General features: G+C 69.2%; 15 protein-coding genes. 12 read left to right on the forward strand and 3 right to left on the reverse strand.

Annotated features, from left to right (window positions below):
- Positions 1-10: 10 nt before the first annotated feature.
- On the reverse strand, positions 11-2,053 hold the full coding sequence (gene glgX / locus E3T28_RS09475; RefSeq protein WP_134430176.1) for a glycogen debranching protein GlgX: 2,043 nt from the start codon (positions 2,051-2,053) through the stop codon (positions 11-13).
- 94 nt (positions 2,054-2,147) lie between these two features.
- Between glgX and E3T28_RS09480 the strand changes: the two genes are divergently transcribed.
- The 5 genes from E3T28_RS09480 (at position 2,148) to ligA (ending at position 7,702) form a co-directional block, all read left to right on the forward strand.
- On the forward strand, positions 2,148-3,332 hold the full coding sequence (locus E3T28_RS09480) for a cysteine desulfurase family protein (RefSeq protein WP_134430179.1): 1,185 nt from the start codon (positions 2,148-2,150) through the stop codon (positions 3,330-3,332).
- A 201-nt stretch (positions 3,333-3,533) separates the two neighbouring features.
- Positions 3,534-3,839: an ArsR/SmtB family transcription factor gene (locus E3T28_RS09485; RefSeq protein ID WP_134430182.1), complete on the forward strand. Its 306-nt coding sequence runs from the start codon at positions 3,534-3,536 to the stop codon at positions 3,837-3,839.
- A complete protein-coding gene (locus E3T28_RS09490; RefSeq protein WP_134430185.1) occupies positions 3,839-4,078 on the forward strand; it encodes a hypothetical protein in 240 nt (79 codons plus the stop codon). The genes E3T28_RS09485 and E3T28_RS09490 overlap by 1 nt, the downstream gene beginning before the upstream one ends.
- Before the next feature lie 137 nt (positions 4,079-4,215).
- The gene (gene mnmA, locus E3T28_RS09495; RefSeq protein ID WP_241979264.1) at positions 4,216-5,388 is read left to right on the forward strand and encodes a tRNA 2-thiouridine(34) synthase MnmA; all 1,173 of its coding nucleotides are present in this window, start codon (positions 4,216-4,218) and stop codon (positions 5,386-5,388) included.
- The gene (gene ligA / locus E3T28_RS09500) at positions 5,381-7,702 is read left to right on the forward strand and encodes an NAD-dependent DNA ligase LigA (protein ID WP_134430190.1); all 2,322 of its coding nucleotides are present in this window, start codon (positions 5,381-5,383) and stop codon (positions 7,700-7,702) included. The genes mnmA and ligA overlap by 8 nt, the downstream gene beginning before the upstream one ends.
- A gap of 2 nt (positions 7,703-7,704) precedes the next feature.
- Here ligA and E3T28_RS09505 read toward each other — a convergent pair whose 3' ends face one another.
- A complete protein-coding gene (locus tag E3T28_RS09505; RefSeq protein WP_134430193.1) occupies positions 7,705-8,481 on the reverse strand; it encodes an alpha/beta fold hydrolase in 777 nt (258 codons plus the stop codon).
- Positions 8,478-9,023, reverse strand: a complete 546-nt coding sequence (locus E3T28_RS09510; RefSeq protein ID WP_134430196.1) for a PadR family transcriptional regulator — start codon at positions 9,021-9,023, stop codon at positions 8,478-8,480. The genes E3T28_RS09505 and E3T28_RS09510 overlap by 4 nt, the downstream gene beginning before the upstream one ends.
- Before the next feature lie 262 nt (positions 9,024-9,285).
- Between E3T28_RS09510 and E3T28_RS09515 the strand changes: the two genes are divergently transcribed.
- The 7 genes from E3T28_RS09515 (at position 9,286) to E3T28_RS09545 (ending at position 17,079) form a co-directional block, all read left to right on the forward strand.
- The gene (locus E3T28_RS09515) at positions 9,286-10,650 is read left to right on the forward strand and encodes an alpha/beta hydrolase (RefSeq protein ID WP_166786978.1); all 1,365 of its coding nucleotides are present in this window, start codon (positions 9,286-9,288) and stop codon (positions 10,648-10,650) included.
- Positions 10,651-10,688: 38 nt separating this feature from the next.
- Entirely contained in the window at positions 10,689-10,985 is a 297-nt protein-coding gene (gene gatC, locus E3T28_RS09520) for an Asp-tRNA(Asn)/Glu-tRNA(Gln) amidotransferase subunit GatC (RefSeq protein ID WP_166786979.1), read from the forward strand.
- A gap of 3 nt (positions 10,986-10,988) precedes the next feature.
- On the forward strand, positions 10,989-12,551 hold the full coding sequence (gatA, locus tag E3T28_RS09525) for an Asp-tRNA(Asn)/Glu-tRNA(Gln) amidotransferase subunit GatA (RefSeq protein ID WP_134430202.1): 1,563 nt from the start codon (positions 10,989-10,991) through the stop codon (positions 12,549-12,551).
- Positions 12,551-14,056 carry an Asp-tRNA(Asn)/Glu-tRNA(Gln) amidotransferase subunit GatB gene (gene gatB / locus E3T28_RS09530; RefSeq protein WP_134430205.1) on the forward strand — a complete coding sequence of 502 codons (1,506 nt, stop codon included), beginning with the start codon at positions 12,551-12,553 and terminating at the stop codon, positions 14,054-14,056. Before gatA ends, gatB begins: the two co-directional genes overlap by 1 nt.
- Positions 14,057-14,061: 5 nt before the next feature.
- Positions 14,062-14,370, forward strand: a complete 309-nt coding sequence (locus tag E3T28_RS09535) for a hypothetical protein (RefSeq protein WP_134430208.1) — start codon at positions 14,062-14,064, stop codon at positions 14,368-14,370.
- A gap of 5 nt (positions 14,371-14,375) precedes the next feature.
- Positions 14,376-15,494, forward strand: coding sequence for a VIT1/CCC1 transporter family protein (locus tag E3T28_RS09540; RefSeq protein ID WP_134430211.1), 1,119 nt, complete (start codon positions 14,376-14,378; stop codon positions 15,492-15,494).
- Positions 15,495-15,960: 466 nt separating this feature from the next.
- Positions 15,961-17,079, forward strand: coding sequence for an ABC transporter ATP-binding protein (locus E3T28_RS09545; protein WP_134430214.1), 1,119 nt, complete (start codon positions 15,961-15,963; stop codon positions 17,077-17,079).

Here is a 17,079-nt window from a genome sequence, read left to right on the forward strand (position 1 = left end):
GTGCCCACGCTCAGTTCGCCCGAAGCAGCTGCATCGACGCGGCCGGAACCAGGAACTGGTCGCCGGGGGCGTGCTCGATGACCGCTTCGCTCAGGTCGTCGTGGCTGGAATCCCAGAGCAACGAGTACGACGTGACGCCCGTGTGCACAGGCAGCGTAACCGTCACCTCTTCCTCACGGCCCTGCACGATCAGCAGGATGCGGTTGAACTCCTCGTGCTCCGGGGTGCTCGCCGCCAGATACTGCAGCGTGCGCTCCTTGGAGGAGTGCCAGTCGTCCTCGGACATGGACCGGCCCTCCACGTTGTACCAGTCCATCTCGCTGGCGCTGAGGGTCTTCTCGCCGGGGCGTCCGAATCGCACCGGCCGGAGCGCCGGGTTCTCGCGCCGCAGTTGAAGGAGGCGCCGGGTCACCCGGTGCAGGTCCTCCTGCCAGTCGTCGAGGTCCCAGTTCAACCAGGTGAGCTCGCTGTCGTGGCAGTAGGCGTTGTTGTTACCGCGCTGGCTGCGACCGAATTCGTCACCCGCGGTGATCATCGGCACACCGGCCGACAACAGCAGGGTTGCGAGCAGGTTGCGCATGGCCTTCCGCCGGGCGGTCAGGATGGCTCGGTCCCGGGTCGGGCCCTCCGCGCCATGGTTGAACGAGTTGTTGGAGTCGGTGCCGTCCCGGTTCGACTCCCCGTTGCCGACGTTGTGCTTGACGTTGTACGAGGTCAGGTCGGCCATGGTGAAACCGTCGTGGGCCGTGATGAAGTTGAGCGAGGCGAGGGGCCCGCGCTCCCGGGAGAAGGTGTTCGCGGAACCGGCGAGACGGGTAGCGAAGCGCCCGATCCCACTGCCGGCGTGCCCGTCGCGGGCCGCCGCCAGGTCGGTCAGCCAGAAGGAGCGCATGCGGTCGCGGTAGCGGTCGTTCCACTCGGTCCACTCGGAGGGGAAGTTGCCGGTCTGCCAGCCGCCCATCCCGATGTCCCAGGGCTCGGCGATCAACTTCACCTGGGACAGTTCCGGGTCGGCCTGGATCTCCGCGAGCAGCCGGCTGTTCGCCTGGAACTCGACGTTCTCGTCTCGGGCGAGCGTGGCCGCCAGGTCGAAGCGGAAGCCGTCGATCTGCACCTCGTTCGCCCAGTAGCGAAGCGAGTCGAGCACCAGGCGGCGGGGAACGTCATGGGACACGTTCAGCGTGTTGCCGCACCCCGTGACGTCGATGTACCCGCCGGCGCTGTTCTGCCGGTAGTAGGCGGCGTTGTCGATGCCGCGCAGGCTGCTGACCGGGCCGTTCGGACCCTCCTCTGCGGTGTGGTTGTAGACCACGTCGAGGATGACCTCGAGGCCGGCCTCGTGCAGCAGCTTGACCATGCCCTTGAACTCCCGCAGCACGGCCTCGGGCCCGGCGGCCTGCGACGCCTGGGTGGCGTAGTCGGCGTGCGGAGAGAAGAAGTTGAAAGTGTTGTAACCCCAATAATTGCTCAGCCCCTGCTTGATCAGACGCTGCTCGGACACGAACGCCTGCACCGGGAGTAGTTCGACACTGGTCACTCCGAGGTTTTTCAGATAGTCGATGGTCGACTCGTGGGCGAGGCCCGCGTAGGTGCCGCGGAGTTTCGCCGGCACCGAGGGGCTGAGGTTGGTCAGGCCGCGCACATGGGCCTCGTAGATCACCGCGTGGTCCAGGGCGATCTTCGGTTTGACCGATCCGGCCCAGTCGAATTCGTCGTCGACCACGGAGGACTGCCACTGGTCGGGGCCGACCCGCACGAGTCCGCGCGAATAGGGCTCGATCAGTGTTTTCTCGGGGTGGAAGGAGTTGCGGGGCGCGGTGGGTCCGGAGACGCGGATGCCGTAGCGGCGTCCGGGGGAGAGGGTGCGGGAACGTCCGGACCAAACGCCGTGCTCATCCTTGACCATGGGCACGGTCTTGATGATCCAGTTGGGGTCGGTGGCGTCGAAGATGCACAGGTCGATAGCATCGGCGGTCTCCGACCACACGCGGAGTTCGCCGCCGTGGGTCGTGACTCGCACGCCGAGGCTGCGCAGGGGATCAGGCGGGGTCATGCGTTCTAGAGTAATGAGTACAGAAGCTGAGTTTTACCACCGGGAGACCCTCCGGTGAGACCCTCGGCGCTCGAGCATGCGCGGACGGAGCGAGATGGCGATCTATCTGGACCATGCGGCAACCACCCCTATGCTGCCTGAGGCCATCGACGCCTACGTTCGCATGATGGGTGTGGTGGGCAACCCCGCATCCGTTCACAGCCAAGGACAGAACGCGAAACGGATGCTCGAGGAGGCCCGCGAGCACGTCGCCGCCAGCCTCGGCTGCGACCCGATCGAGGTGGTCTTCACCGGCGGGGGCACCGAGGCGATCAATCTCGGCATCAAGGGGCTGTTCTGGGCCAGGCAGCCGCGCCCCCGTATCCTCGTTCCCGGCGGCGAGCACCACGCCACCATGGACACCGTCGAATGGCTCGAACGCCACGAGGGCGCCGTGGTCGAGTGGCTGCCGCTGGACTCCCTCGGCCGGATCGACCTCGCCGCGGTCGCCCAATCCATCGCCGCGAACCCCGACGACATCGCCCTGGTCACGCTGCTCAGCGCCAACAACGAGGTGGGCACCCTGCAGCCGGTCGCCGAGGTCGCCGCGCTCGCCGCAGAGCACGGTATCCCCGTGCACGTCGACGCGGTGGCGGCGTACGGGCACGTGCCGATCGACTTCCACGCCCTCAGCCGGGCCGGCGTGGCCGCGCTGAGCGTCTCGGCGCACAAGATCGGCGGCCCGGTGGGCATCGGGGCGCTCGCGCTCTCGCGCCGGGCCACGATCGAGCCGCTGCTGCACGGCGGCGGGCAGCAGCGCCAGGTGCGCAGCGGCACCCAGGACGTCGCGGCGGCCGTGGCGTTCGCTGTCGCCGCGAACGCCCTGCACGACCTGCCGGCGGAGAACCTGCGGGTCACGGCGCTGCGCGAGCGGCTCGTCTCGGGCACCCGCGCGGCCGTGCCGTCCGTCGTGGTGAACGGCGACCCGGACCCGCGGAACCACCTGCCCGGCACCGCGCATTTCAGCTTCCCGGGGTGCGAGGGCGACTCGCTCCTATTCCTGCTCGACGTGGCCGGCATCTCGGTGTCTACCGGCTCAGCCTGCCAGGCGGGTGTGCCCGAGCCCTCGCACGTGCTGCGCGCCATGGGCCGCAGTGAAGTGGAGGCGCGCGGCGCCCTGCGGATCACCCTCGGCCGCACCAACATCGAGGCCGACGTCGACGCGTTGCTCGCAGCTCTCCCGGCCGCCCATGCCCGGGCGGAGCGGGCCGGCCTGGCCGACCGGGTGCCGGGGCGCTGAGCCGCGCCGCGGCATCCGCGCTCTGCTGCACGTTGTCGTTTCTCACCCGCGGCGCGGGTGCCGCGCCGCTGCGCGCCTGGCACGCCACGAGCGCAGCGGCTCAGCTGCCGCGCGGCTGACGTGGTGGTGCTGGACGCCATGGACCTACACGTGTAAAGTATTTCTTACAGGTAAACGGATGTCGAGGGGAGCGGGGGCACGATGACGCTTGACGAGGAGATCGCCCGGCTGTCCGCCCTCGCCAACCCGCACCGGTTCCGCATTATCGCCCTGCTGGCGGCAGAGTCCCTCCATGTGAGTGAGCTCGCCCGTCGGCTGGGGATGTCCCGGGCACTGTTGTACATGCACCTGCAACGACTCGAATCGGCCGGTTACGTGACCGGGCACCTCGAACTCTCCGACGACGGCAAGGCCCTGAAATTTTTCGAGGTCGTTCCGTTCGAGGTCACCACCAACGTCGCACGCATCGTTGCGGCGGTCGCAGCAGATACAGAAAGCACACACTGATGGACAACATTCCCTGGTTCGCCTGGATCGCCATTGTCGGCATCATCGCCGGAGTCACATCGAGCATCGTGGCGGCCGTGCTGCGCTCGCGCGAAAAGCAGACGGAGTTCGCCGGAGCGGCGGACCTGCGCGGCCTTGTCGAGCAGAGCACCGCGAGCAATCAGGCCGTGCTGGACCGACTCGCCCTGCTGGAGCTCCGCCTCGCCTCGATCGAGCGAACCCTGACCGATATCCCCTGACCGATATCCCGTGACCCCGGCCTTGGCTGGTGCCGTGGGCATCCGTCGTCGCTCGTCCCGGCCCATCGTTCCGTTGCGCGGGGGCTGCGCGGGGGCTGCGCGGGGGCNACACTCGTCAGGTGAAGGTTTTGGCAGCAATGAGCGGTGGGGTGGACTCCGCCGTCGCCGCAGCCCGCATGGTCGAGGCGGGGCACGAGGTGGTCGGGGTGCACCTGGCCCTGAGCCGGATGCCCGGCACCCTGCGCACCGGCAGCCGCGGCTGCTGCACCGTCGAAGATTCGATGGATGCCCAGCGGGCCGCCAACATCATCGGCATCCCGTATTACGTCTGGGACTTCTCCGAGCGTTTCAAGCTCGACGTGGTCGACGACTTCATCGCCGAATACGCCGCCGGCCGCACCCCGAACCCCTGCATGCGCTGCAACGAGCGGATCAAGTTCGCAGCCCTGCTTGAAAAGGCCCTCGACCTAGGCTTCGACGCCGTCGCCACCGGCCACTACGCCACGATCGAGACGGATGCCGACGGCAACCGCGAACTGCACCGCGCCAGCGCCTGGGCCAAGGACCAGTCCTATGTGCTGGGCGTGCTCACCCAGGAGCAGCTGGCCCACTCGATGTTCCCGCTCGGCGCGACGCCCTCCAAGGCCGAGGTGCGCGCCGAGGCCGCCGAGCGCGGCTTCTCGGTCGCGAACAAGCCCGACTCCTACGACATCTGCTTCATCCCCGACGGTGACACCCGCGGCTGGCTGGCCGAGCGCGTGCCGCCGGCGACCGGCGCCATCCTGGACCGGGACGGCAACACCCTCGGCACGCACGAAGGAGCGGCCGCGTTCACCGTGGGACAGCGCAAGGGGCTGCAGATCGGCACCCCAGCCGCCGACGGCAAGCCGCGGTTCGTGCTCGAGGTGCGCCCGATCTCCAACACGGTCGTCGTCGGGCCGAAGGAGGCGCTGGCGATCAAGGAGATCGCCGGAACGACGTTCACCTGGTGCGGCGTCGCCCCGGCGTACCCGGAGATCGCCTTCGACTGCGATGTGCAGATCCGCGCCCACGCCGACCCGGTTCCCGCCGTTGCCCAGGTGGTTCCGCTCAGGGCCGCCTCGTCCACCGAGACCAGCGCGAGCCACGGGACCGGCGCCACCACTGAACTCGTCATCATCCCGTCCGAGCCGCTCACCGGCGTCGCTCCCGGGCAGACCGCCGTCGTCTACGTCGGCACCCGCGTGCTCGGCCAGTGCACGATCGACCGCACGGTCAGTGCCGTCGAGAGCGTCCTCGCCGCCGTCGATGCCGGCGCCGTCGATGCGTAGTCCGGCGGCCGATTCCGAGGCAGACGCGGCCCTGCACGCCGCCGCGGCCGAGGTCGCAGACCTGACCCGGCGCATCCTCGAGGCCCGTGACGCCTACTACGACCGCAACGAGGTCGTCATCTCCGACACGGAGTACGACGAGCTGGTGCGCCGGTTGGCCGAGCTCGAGCGGGAATTCCCGGAACTGGCCAGCCAGGACAGCCCCACCCAGACCGTGGGCGGCCGCGCCGAGACCAGCCTGTTCGATCCGGTCCAGCACGCCGAGCGCATGCTCAGCCTCGACAACGTGTTCTCGATCGAGGACTTCGGGATCTGGGCGGCGAAGGTCGAACGCGACGCCGGGCGGCCCGTGCGCTACCTCTGCGAGCTCAAGATCGACGGGCTCGCGATCAACCTCCGATACGAGCACGGGGTGCTGGTCAGCGCCGCCACGCGTGGCGACGGGGTGGTCGGCGAGGACGTCAGCGAGAACGTCGCCTGGGTGCCGGGTATCCCGAGACAGCTGGCGGGCACCGGGCACCCGGCCCTGATGGAGGTGCGCGGCGAGGTGTTCTTCCCGGTTGCCGCCTTCCTCGACCTCAACGCCGCCCAGGTCGCGGCCGGCGAACGCGTCTTCGCGAACCCCCGCAACGCGGCGGCCGGCTCCCTGCGCCAGAAGGCCGAGGGCAAGGCCGCTGAACCACTCCGCCTGATGCGCGCCCGGCTCGGCCGCCTCCGGATGCTGGTGCACGGCATCGGCGCGTGGGCGACCCCGCCGGTCGCGTCCCAATCCGACGTCTACGAGCTGTTGCAGGGCTGGGGTCTACCCACCAGCAGCTACTACCGGGTGGAGCCATCCGCGACCCCGGCAGCGGAGTTCATCGCGTACTACGGGGCGCACCGGGCGAGCGTGGACCACGAGATCGACGGCATCGTGATCAAGGTCGACGAGCTGGCCCTGCACGCCGAACTCGGTGCCACCAGCCGCGCGCCGCGCTGGGCGATCGCCTACAAGTACCCACCGGAGCAGGTCAACACCCGGCTTCTCGACATCGTCGTCAGCGTCGGCCGCACCGGCCGCGCCACCCCGTTCGCCGTGATGGACAAGGTGCGGGTCGCCGGCTCCGAGGTGCGCCAGGCCACCCTGCACAACCAGGACGTCGTCAAGGCCAAGGGCATCCTGATCGGCGACACCGTCGTGCTGCGCAAGGCCGGGGACGTCATCCCCGAGGTGCTCGGCCCGGTGCTCGAGCTGCGCGACGGCACCGAACGTGTCTTCGTCATGCCGGCGAACTGCCCGGAGTGCGGCACACCGCTCGCTCCGGCCAAGGAGGGCGACATCGATCTGCGCTGTCCGAACGCCCGCAGCTGCCCGGCCCAGGTGCGCGGTCGGGTCGAGCACATCGGTTCCCGCGGCGCCCTCGACATCGAGGTGCTCGGTGAGGTGGCCGCGGCCGCGCTCACCCAGCCCACCCGACCGGCGGAGCCGCCCCTGCCCACCGAGGCCGGGCTGTTCGACCTCACGCTCGGCGACCTGCTGCCGATCGAGGTCATCGTGCGGGATGCCGAGACCGGGCTGGCCAAGGAGGAGGACGACGGCTCCGTGCGGCTGCGCACGCCGTTCCGGCGCAACCCCACGGCCGCCGAGAAGAAGCAGGGCACTCAGGGCCCGCAGCCGTCGTCGAGTGCGCTGAAGCTCCTGCGCGAGATCGAGTCGGCGAAGACCAAGCCGCTCTGGCGGCTTCTGGTGGCCCTCAACATCCGTCACGTCGGGCCGGTGGCCGCGCGCGCCCTGGCCGGCCACTTCGGGTCCCTCGACCTGATCCGCGCTGCCTCCCGGGAGGATCTGGCCGAGGTCGACGGGGTGGGCGGCATCATCGCCGACGCCGTCATCGGCTGGTTCGAGGTGGACTGGCACCAGGGCATCGTCGAGCAGTGGATGCGTGCCGGTGTCCAGTTCACGACCCCGGGGCACCTCGGTCCGGGAGCCGCCGCAGCAGCCGGGGGAGTGCTGGCCGGGCTGACGGTCGTGGCCACGGGCTCGATCGAGGGCTACACCCGCGAAGAGGCGCAGGAGGCGATCATCTCCGCCGGTGGCAAATCCGCCTCGAGCGTGTCCAAGAACACCGACTTCGTCGCCGCCGGTCCGGGCGCCGGGTCGAAACTGGCCAAAGCCGAGGCGCTCGGCCTGCGCGTCCTCGACGCCGCCCAGTTCCGCCTGCTCGTCACCGAGGGCCCGGATGCACTAGCCGAGTCGTCGGACGATGCCGATGCCGCGGTCGTCGAACCGCAACCAGCAATAGCCGACACCGACACGGACACCGACCCGGCCTGACGTCAACCGGGATCCCGGGCCGGGACCTCCGACGCGTCCACCCAGCCGAGCACCATCCGGGTGAACAGCTCCACATTCTCGATGCTCCAGACGTGGTGCATGCCGGGCGCGATCCAGGTACGCGTCTGTGGCAGATGGGTGACCAGGAGGGGAAAGCTGTCTCGCACGATCCGGGATTCCCGCTCGCCCGCGACCGCCAGTAGAGGGCCGTGATAGTTGCCGAGGCCTTCCGGGGCGCCGCCGCGATTCACGTCGGCGAACATGCGCCGGGCATTGTCGGCGCGCAGGCTCAGGCCGTGCTCCACGAACAGGTCGACCGCGTCGGCGGGCAGGCCGAAGGCCTTCGCCTGGGCCCGCCAATACCAGGGGCGGTTCCAGAGCGGCAGTTGCAGTGTGTTCAGGAACCGCACCGTACCGTGCACGCCGGTGAGTGGAACGCCGGACACCAGGCACGAGCGCAGCAGCCCTGGGTGCCGGGCCATGACGTGCGTGGCCACCAGGCCGCCCAGGGACAGCCCCACCAGGTGTGCCCGGCCGCCGCGTGCATGCGCGGCGATGATGCCGGCCACATCGTCGGCGGCCTGCCCGAGGGAGAGCCAGTCCTCCCCGGACCGGTCGCCGAATCCGGGCAGATCCGGGGTCAGCAGATGCCGGCCGGGCATGCCCTCCACCTGAGCCTGCCAGGACCAGGAGGCAACGTTGCCGCCGTGCAGGAACAGGATCGTGTCGGTCCCCGTGGCGTCCGCACCGTGCTCCAAGGGGTAGTGGACCTGGCTCATCCGAGGGCCTCCTTCGTCTCGACCAGCCACGCCAGTTCGGCTTCGGCATGGAGGATTCCGTTCCGCAGTGTCGCGAAGCGCAGCCGGCGTCCGAGGTCGTCCGGGGCGCGGTCGTCGGGCTCACGGGGGGACTGCTCCTGCTCCGCCACGCCGCGCAGCGCAGCCAGCAATGCCGTGGCCTGGTTGCGCCGGGTCCGCAGCAGCGCCCGAGTGGCCGGAACCCCCAGAGTGCCGACGAAGAACAGTCGCATCAGAAACGCGTCGTGCGGCGTCTCGGGCTCCAGCGGCGAACGCAGCCAGTCATTCAGGGCCCCACGGCCGGCCGGGGTGATGTGGTGCTCGCGCCGGTCGGGGCGTCCCTGCTGCGGAACGACCTCGACCTCGGCAAGTCCGTCAGAGACCAGAACCGCGAGGGTGCGGTAGATCTGGGACTGGTCGGCCGACCAGAAGTGGGCGACGGATGCCTCAATGCTCTTCTTGAGGTCGTAGCCCGTCATCGGTGCGAGATCCAGAATGCCCAGGAGGGCGATTTTCAGCGACATACCTATATAGGAGCACACCTATACAGGACTTAGCAAGTATGAGAATGTGTGCATTTGGCCCTTGATCGGGGGGTCATGCAGACCCGCTATGGGGGCACGGCCGCGCCATCCGTTTCAGTAGTCTGGATACGCGATGCTTGTCTTCCAGGCTCGTGTCGATGTGCTGCTCGGTGTTCGTGAGGGGACGTGCCCAGGTTTGCTGTTAGAAGCGGCGGTTCTAACGTTCTCGCTGGCTCTCAATGGGGTCAGCGAGACCATTGGAGTGCACGCTCTCAGCAACACCGTCCAGGGCCAGCCGGTGCCGAACCGAGGCGCCGAACCAGCCGCGGCCGAACCGCTGTGGCTGAACCTGACGGCGCGTACGGGCACCTCGGTCGGGGTTCCCGCAGCCGGCGACTCGACCGTGTCCGCGCAACCCATCGCATCCGTCCCAAGGACTGCCACGGTCGCGACCGCTGAATCCGTGCGGGGGATGACCGGAGCGAGCCTGCTGGCCGGACTGTCCAGCCTCTCCGGGGCGGAGATGGCGGCGTTCGTGGAACAGGCCCCCGCCCAGGTCGACGCCCTGCTCACGAGTCCGCCCGCAGCCTCCGCGGTGGCCGGTCTGTGGACCGAACTCGGCGCCGACGAGCGGTCGTCGATGCTGGCGGCCGCACCCAGGCTCGTCGGCAACCTGGAGGGTATCCCCTTCCGGGAGCGGGGCCGTGCCAACGCCCGCTACCTCACGCAGAGCCTCGCCGACGTCACGGAGCGGCTGGCCGGCGCGACCGACGACAACGAGCGCACGCTGCTCACCCGGGAACTCGCCGTTTTGAACCAGGTCAAGGCGGCCCTGCGCACCCCCGACGGCGCGCCTCGCCGTTCCCTGATCCTCCTGGACCGCACCGGCGGCGGGCGGGCCGCGATCGCCCTCGGCAACCCCGACACCGCCGATTTCGTCACCTATCTGGTGCCCGGCATGAACTACGCGGTGGAACAGCAGATCGCCAACTGGACCGACACCGCCAATGCCGTGTACGCGGAGCAGACCGCGGTGCTGCGCGAGCAGGCGCCCGGCGGGCGGGGCTTGACCGGCGACATCCGTGCCGCCGGCGTCGCCACGATCGCCTGGATCGGCTACGAGGCGCCCAACGTGTTCAACGTCGGCGGGACGGGCCTGGCCGAGGTCGGCGCCGACTTCCTGGAGCAGTCGGCGCTGGGCATCGAGGCCGACCGGGGCACGCGTCGGCCCTTCGTCTCCGTCCTCGCCCACTCGTACGGCTCGACTGTGGCGCTCACGGCGCTGGCCCGCGGGACGTTCGGCGTGGACGCCCTGGTACTGGTGGGTTCACCGGGCAGCCAGGTGCAGTCCGTCGACCGCCTGAGCGTCGCGCCGGGGAAGGTCTATGTGGGCAGTGCCGACTGGGACCCGACCGTGAACAGCGCGTTCTTCGGCAGCGATCCCGGTACGGAGTCCTATGGCGCGAACACCCTCGGCGTGTCCGGCGGGCACGACCGGGTCACCGGCTCCTGGCTGCATGGATCGGTCGGCCATAACGCCTATTTCGACGTGGGCAGTGAGTCCCTGCACAACATGGCGCTGATCGGAACCGGCAACGCGGATCTTGTCACCGACGGCTCCGAATAGAATTGGGGAATCCACCCCCGACGATCGTACGGAGCAACATGTCTGAAATCACGGCCGAGCAGGTTGCCCATTTGGCCAACCTTGCCCGGATCGACCTCAGCGCGGAGGAGATCACCCGCCTCACGACCGAACTCGGCCAGATCGTTGACTCGGTCGCGAAGGTAGCCGAAGTGGCCACGCCGGATGTGCCGGCGACGAGCCACCCGATGCCGCTGACCAATGTCTTCCGTGCCGACACGGTTGTCCCCTCGCTCACGGTAGAACAGGCGCTCTCCGGGGCTCCAGACCGGGACGGCGACAAGTTCCGCGTGCCCGCAATCCTGGACGAGGAGTAACCCATGGCCAATGTGATCAAGCTGTCCGCCGCCGACCTCTCGGGTCTGCTGTCCGATCGGTCCGTCAGCTCCGTCGAGGTGACCCAGGCCCACCTGGACCGCATCGACGCCATCGACACCGGGGTGCACGCGTTCCTGCACGTGGCCGGCGAGGCCGCGCTCGCCGCCGCCGCCCGCATCGACGCCCGGCGTGCCGCCGGTGAGGTGCTCGGGCCGCTCGCCGGGGTGCCGATCGCCATCAAGGACGTGCTCGCAACCATCGACATGCCCTCGACCGCCGGTTCCAAGATCCTGGAGGGCTGGATCCCCCCGTACGACGCCACCGTGGTCCGGCGCGTGCGGGACGCCGGGCTGATTCCCCTCGGCAAGACCAACATGGACGAGTTCGCGATGGGCTCGTCGACCGAGTTCTCCGCCTACGGCCCGACGCACAACCCGTGGGACTTCGACCGGATCCCCGGCGGCTCGGGCGGCGGCTCTGCGGCCGCGGTCAGCTCCTTCGAGGCGCCGCTCGCACTCGGCAGCGACACCGGCGGCTCGATCCGCCAGCCGGCCGCCGTCACCGGTTCCGTCGGCGTCAAGCCCACCTACGGCGGTGTGTCCCGCTACGGGTCGATCGCTCTCGCATCCTCTCTCGACCAGGTCGGCCCGGTCACCCGCACGGTGCTCGACGCCGCCCTGCTGCACGATGTGATCGGCGGGCACGACCCGCTCGACTCGACGTCGCTGACGGACACCTGGCCGTCGATGGCCGCCGCCGCCCGCGCCGGCCTCGCCGACGGGGCACTCAAGGGAGTGCGGGTCGGCGTGGTCACAGAGCTGAACGGCGACGGATTCCAGTCCGGCGTCTCTCAGCGCTTCACCGAGACCCTCGCGCTTCTCGCCGCGGCGGGCGCCGAGATCGTCGAGGTCTCCGCCCCCAACTTCGAGTATGCGATCGCGGCCTACTACCTGATCCTGCCGGCCGAGGCGTCGAGCAACCTGGCGCGCTTCGACTCGGTGCGCTTCGGCATCCGGGTCAACCCGGAAGACGGCCCGCTGACCAGCGAACGGGTCATGGCGGCCACGCGGGACGCGGGCTTCGGTCCCGAGGTCAAGCGCCGCATCATCCTCGGCACCTACGCCCTCAGCGCCGGCTACTACGACGCCTACTACGGCAGCGCGCAGAAGGTGCGCACCCTGATCCAGCGCGACTTCGAAGCGGCCTTCGCGAAGGTCGACGTGCTGGTATCGCCGAGTGCGCCTACCACGGCCTTCAAGTTCGGCGAGAAGATGGCCGACCCGATGGCGATGTACCTCAACGACGTCACCACGATCCCGGCCAACCTGGCCGGAATTCCCGGCATGAGCCTGCCGATGGGCCTCGCCCCCGAAGACGGCCTGCCGGTCGGCTTACAGATCATGGCGCCCGCGAAAATGGACGCCCGCCTCTACAGCTTCGGAGCCGCCGTCGAGGCACTGCTGGAAGCCTCCTGGGGGCGCACCCTCCTCAGCCAGGCGCCGGAACTGGCGCCGAAAGCAATGTCTGCCGGCACAGCGTCAACGAGCACAGAGGGAGCCGTCTGATGAAGAAGGCCGAACTGATGGATTACGACAAGGCCCTGGAGCTGTTCGAGCCGGTGCTCGGCTTCGAGGTGCACGTGGAGCTCAACACCAAGACCAAGATGTTCTGCGGTTGTGCAAACGAATTCGGCCAGGGTGCCAACACCAACACCTGCCCGACCTGCCTGGGACTGCCCGGCGGGCTGCCCCAGGTGAATGCGAAGGCCATTGAGTCGAGCATCCGTTTGGGGCTCGCCCTCGGCTGTGAGATCGCGGAGCACTCGCGATTCGCTCGGAAGAACTACTTCTACCCGGACACGGCGAAGAACTTCCAGACCTCACAGTATGACGAGCCGATCGCGTTCAACGGTCAGCTCACGATCGAGCTCGAAAGCGGCCGCCTGGTCACGGTCGACATCGAGCGCGCACACATGGAGGATGACGCCGGCAAGCTCACCCATGTGGGTGGGGCGACCGGTCGCATCCAGGGTGCCGACTACTCGCTGGTCGATTACAACCGCGGTGGCGTGCCGCTGGTCGAGATCGTCACCCAGATGATCGAGGGCGGCGAGGCCGACTCGCCCGAGATCGGCCGCACCTACGTCGCCGCCATCCGCGAGATCGTGAAGGCGCTCGGCGTCTCCAACGCCCGGATGGAAGAGGGCAACGTGCGTTGTGACGCGAACGTGTCGCTTCGCCCGCGCGGTTCGAACGTGCTCGGCACGCGCACCGAGACCAAGAATGTGAACTCGCTGCGTTCGGTCGAACGCGCCGTGCGCTACGAGATCCAGCGTCAGGCGGCCCTGTTGCACGCCGGCGGAACCATCACCCAGGAGACCCGGCACTGGCACGAGGACACCGGCATCACCTCGGCCGGCCGGCCCAAGTCCGACGCCGACGACTACCGGTACTTCCCGGAACCCGACCTCGTTCCCGTGGCCCCGTCGCGGGAATGGGTGGAGGAGCTTCGCGCCACCCTGCCGGAGCCTCCGGCCGCCCGCCGCAAGCGACTCCAAGCCGACTGGGGCTTCGCTGATCTCGAATTCCAGGATGTCGTCAACTCCGACCTCTTGGACGCCGTCGAGGCCACCATCGCGGCCGGTGCAGCGCCCCAGGCCGCCCGCAAGTGGTGGACCGGTGAGGTCGCCCGCCTCGCGAACGTCTCCGGAGTCTCCGCGGACTCGCTCGTTCAGCCGGTGCAGGTCGCCGCGCTGATCGAACTCGTCGTGGCCGGCACGCTGACCGACCGTCTGGCCCGTCAGGTGCTCGAGGGCGTCATCGGCGGCGAGGGCACCCCAATCGAGGTCGTCGAGTCCCGCGGTCTCGCGGTCGTATCGGACGACGGCGCGCTCATCGCGGCCATCGACGAGGCTCTGGCTGCCCAGCCCGACGTCCTGGCGAAGATCCGGGACGGCAAGGTCCAGGCGGCCGGCGCCGTGATCGGTGCCGTCATGAAGGCCATGCGCGGACAGGCGGATGCCGCCCGCGTGCGCGAGCTCGTGCTCGAGCGTGCCGGAGCGGCCGAGTAGTGGGATTGCGGAACAAGCGTGAGCCTGCCGCCGACGGGCAGTCCGGTCCCAACCCGGGCGCCCTCGGCGTGGGGGCGCAGGTTGTGGTGCGCCTGGACCGGGAGCGGTATCCGGATGCCACCGCCGAGGACCCGAGCGGCGTGATCGTGGCTGCCGGCGAACTCCAGGGCGCGGCTCTGTACGCCCCCGTAACCGGCCGGGAAACCGTGTGGGTCGTGGAGTTCGACGAACCCTTCTACGGTCTCGACGGTTCCGGTCCGCACGCATCGGCTCGAGTGGCGCAGAGCTCGCTCGAAGCGGCCCCCGAGGCGTAGCCGCCGTGGAACAGGAGGAGCGGGAGCCGGAGCCGGATCGTCCGGCGACTGCGCGGGACATTCGTCGCTGGCGACGGTATCTTGCGGACGAACGGGCCGAAGCGAACGTGTACCGCGATCTGGCCCGGCGCCGTTCCGGCGAGGAACGCGAGATCCTGCTGGCTCTGGCCGATGCCGAGGGGCGGCACGAGGAACACTGGCGGCATCTGCTGGGCGACCAGGTTGGAGCGCCGCTCCGAGGCGCCATCCGCACCCGCTTTCTGGGGTTCCTGGCCCGCCGGTTCGGTTCGGTGTTCGTGTTGGCCCTCGCCCAGCGTGCCGAGGCCCGCTCACCGTATGACGGCGATGCCGACGCCACCGACACCATGGCCGCCGACGAGCGTATCCACGAGGAGGTCGTGCGCGGGCTGGCCGCTCGTGGCCGGCACCGGCTGGCCGGAACGTTCCGGGCCGCTGTCTTCGGGATCAACGACGGTCTCGTCAGCAACCTGGCCCTGGTGCTGGGCATCGGCGCCACGGGAGTGCCCGCCGCCACGATCCTCTTCACCGGTATCGCCGGGCTCCTCGCCGGAGCGCTCTCGATGGGTGCCGGCGAGTACGTCTCGGTGCGGTCCCAGCGTGAGCTGCTCGAGGCGTCGACGCCGAATCCGGCGTCCCGGAGCGTACTGTCCCACCTCGATCTGGCCGCGAACGAGTTGACCCTGGTCTATCGCGCGCAGGGGATGTCGCCGGAGAAGGCCGAAATCCACGCCCGCGAAGTTCTGCGCACGGTGGCCATCGCCACCGGTCCCGTCGAGGTCAAGAAGACCGGCGGCCTGTCGCCGGCGGTCGACGAGCACGAAGCCATCGGCACGGGTATCGGGGCAGCCACGTCGAGTTTCTGCTTCTTCGCGTCCGGGGCGATCCTGCCGGTGCTGCCCTACCTGTTCGGGCTCGACGGGATCACCGCGGTCATCGTGGCCGCCGCGCTCGTGGGGCTCGCCCTGCTGGCCACCGGTGCCATCGTCGGTCTACTGTCGGGCGGGCCGCCCTGGCGCCGCGCCATCCGTCAGCTCATCATCGGGTTCGGCGCCGCCGGCGTCACCTACCTGCTGGGCCTCCTCTTCGGAACGTCGATCGCCTAACGCGGCTTCCGAGCAGCCCCGGTGGTTGAGCCGGTCGAAACCGCTCAGAACGGCGCGGCATCATCCGAGGCCAGCGATCGAACAATCCGCTTCGATTCCGGCGACTCCCCGGTGCACGGATGATTGTGGCCGCCTCGCTGATGAACGTGCGCCCGGTCGGTGAGGTCCACGTGAATGTGCCGTCCGGCAGCATCCGTCGTCACGTAAATGAGGAGCTTTTCCGGAAACGCCGTTCGCGGCGCCCGCCGAAGCGGCGTGTCGCGAAAATCTACCGCAGGCAGCGACTGCGACCGTGACGGATGCCGGCGAACATCCGGACGTCGGCGCACCGGGTCTCGACAGGCTCGACCACCGGGGCGGCTCGACCACCGAGACCAGACCGAAACTGAGAGAAATGGCCGACGGGTCCATAATGTCTCGGCGTAGCCCCGAAAGCCGCCCAGCCCTGTCCGAGCAAGGAGTCGTCATGACCGCTGACCGCCCCGCGATCCGGTTGACCGGATTGACGAAGAGTTTCGGCGGCACCGCGAATGCCGTCGACGGCATCGACCTCGACATCGCCGAGGGGGAGTTCTTTTCTATGCTCGGGCCGTCCGGTTCCGGCAAGACCACCGTGCTGCGCCTCATCGCCGGATTCGAGCAGCCCACGGCCGGCACGGTGTCGCTGCTCGGGGAAGACGTCACCGACCGCGCCCCCTTCGACCGTGACGTGAACACGGTGTTCCAGGACTACGCCCTCTTCCCCCATATGAGCGTGCTCGACAATGTGGCCTACGGGCTGCGCGTGCGGGGCGTCCCCAGGCGCCAACGCCACGCCCAGGCCCGGCAGGCCCTCGAGACCGTGCGCCTCGGAGGTTTCGGTGACCGCAAACCCGGCCAGCTGTCCGGCGGTCAGCGCCAGCGGGTCGCCCTGGCCCGCGCCACCGTCGTGCGGCCCAAGGTGCTGCTCCTCGACGAACCGCTCGGCGCCCTCGACCTCAAGCTCCGGGAGCAGATGCAGGTCGAACTCAAGGAGTTGCAGCGCGAACTGGGCATCACCTTCATCTTCGTCACGCACGACCAGGAGGAGGCGCTCACCCTGAGCGACCGCATCGCGGTCTTCAACGAGGGGCGCATCGAGCAGCTCGGCACACCGGCGGAGATCTACGACCGACCACTGTCGCCGTTCGTGGCCGCCTTCGTCGGTACCTCCAACATCTTCCCTGACGCCCTCTCCCGGGCCGTGCTCGGTCGCGTCGGCATGCACGCCCTGCGCCCTGAGAAGGTCACGGTCGGCCGGGCGGATGCCGCGCTGTCCACCCAGCGCACGGCACCCGGCACACTCGCCGAGGTGATCTACGTCGGCAGCACCTCCCGGCTGATCGTCGACCTCGACGCCGGCATGCGCATCATCGCGCTCGAGCAGAACGACGCGCACCGGGTGACGGAGGACGAGCGCGGATCCCGGGTGAGCGTCGGCTGGCAGGACGGCGACATCGTTGCGCTCGAGAAGGCGACCGCCGTCACCACCGACCCAGCCACCGTTCCAGCCACCGTTCCAGCCACCGTTCCAGCCCCGAAACACACCACCGACACAGCACGATAA

This window comes from Cryobacterium sinapicolor, assembly GCF_004403465.1.
Lineage (GTDB): Bacteria > Actinomycetota > Actinomycetes > Actinomycetales > Microbacteriaceae > Cryobacterium > Cryobacterium sinapicolor.

Coding starts and splice junctions, on each gene's coding strand:
- gatC (WP_166786979.1), top strand. CDS start 10,689: ATGTCTGAAATCACGGCCGAGCAGGTTGCCCATTTGGCCAACCTTGCC.
- E3T28_RS09490 (WP_134430185.1), top strand. CDS start 3,839: ATGGACAACATTCCCTGGTTCGCCTGGATCGCCATTGTCGGCATCATC.
- ligA (WP_134430190.1), top strand. CDS start 5,381: ATGCGTAGTCCGGCGGCCGATTCCGAGGCAGACGCGGCCCTGCACGCC.
- gatA (WP_134430202.1), top strand. CDS start 10,989: ATGGCCAATGTGATCAAGCTGTCCGCCGCCGACCTCTCGGGTCTGCTG.
- glgX (WP_134430176.1), bottom strand. CDS start 2,053: ATGACCCCGCCTGATCCCCTGCGCAGCCTCGGCGTGCGAGTCACGACC.
- E3T28_RS09480 (WP_134430179.1), top strand. CDS start 2,148: ATGGCGATCTATCTGGACCATGCGGCAACCACCCCTATGCTGCCTGAG.
- gatB (WP_134430205.1), top strand. CDS start 12,551: ATGAAGAAGGCCGAACTGATGGATTACGACAAGGCCCTGGAGCTGTTC.
- E3T28_RS09485 (WP_134430182.1), top strand. CDS start 3,534: ATGACGCTTGACGAGGAGATCGCCCGGCTGTCCGCCCTCGCCAACCCG.
- E3T28_RS09505 (WP_134430193.1), bottom strand. CDS start 8,481: ATGAGCCAGGTCCACTACCCCTTGGAGCACGGTGCGGACGCCACGGGG.
- E3T28_RS09510 (WP_134430196.1), bottom strand. CDS start 9,023: ATGTCGCTGAAAATCGCCCTCCTGGGCATTCTGGATCTCGCACCGATG.
- E3T28_RS09545 (WP_134430214.1), top strand. CDS start 15,961: ATGACCGCTGACCGCCCCGCGATCCGGTTGACCGGATTGACGAAGAGT.
- mnmA (WP_241979264.1), top strand. CDS start 4,216: ATGAGCGGTGGGGTGGACTCCGCCGTCGCCGCAGCCCGCATGGTCGAG.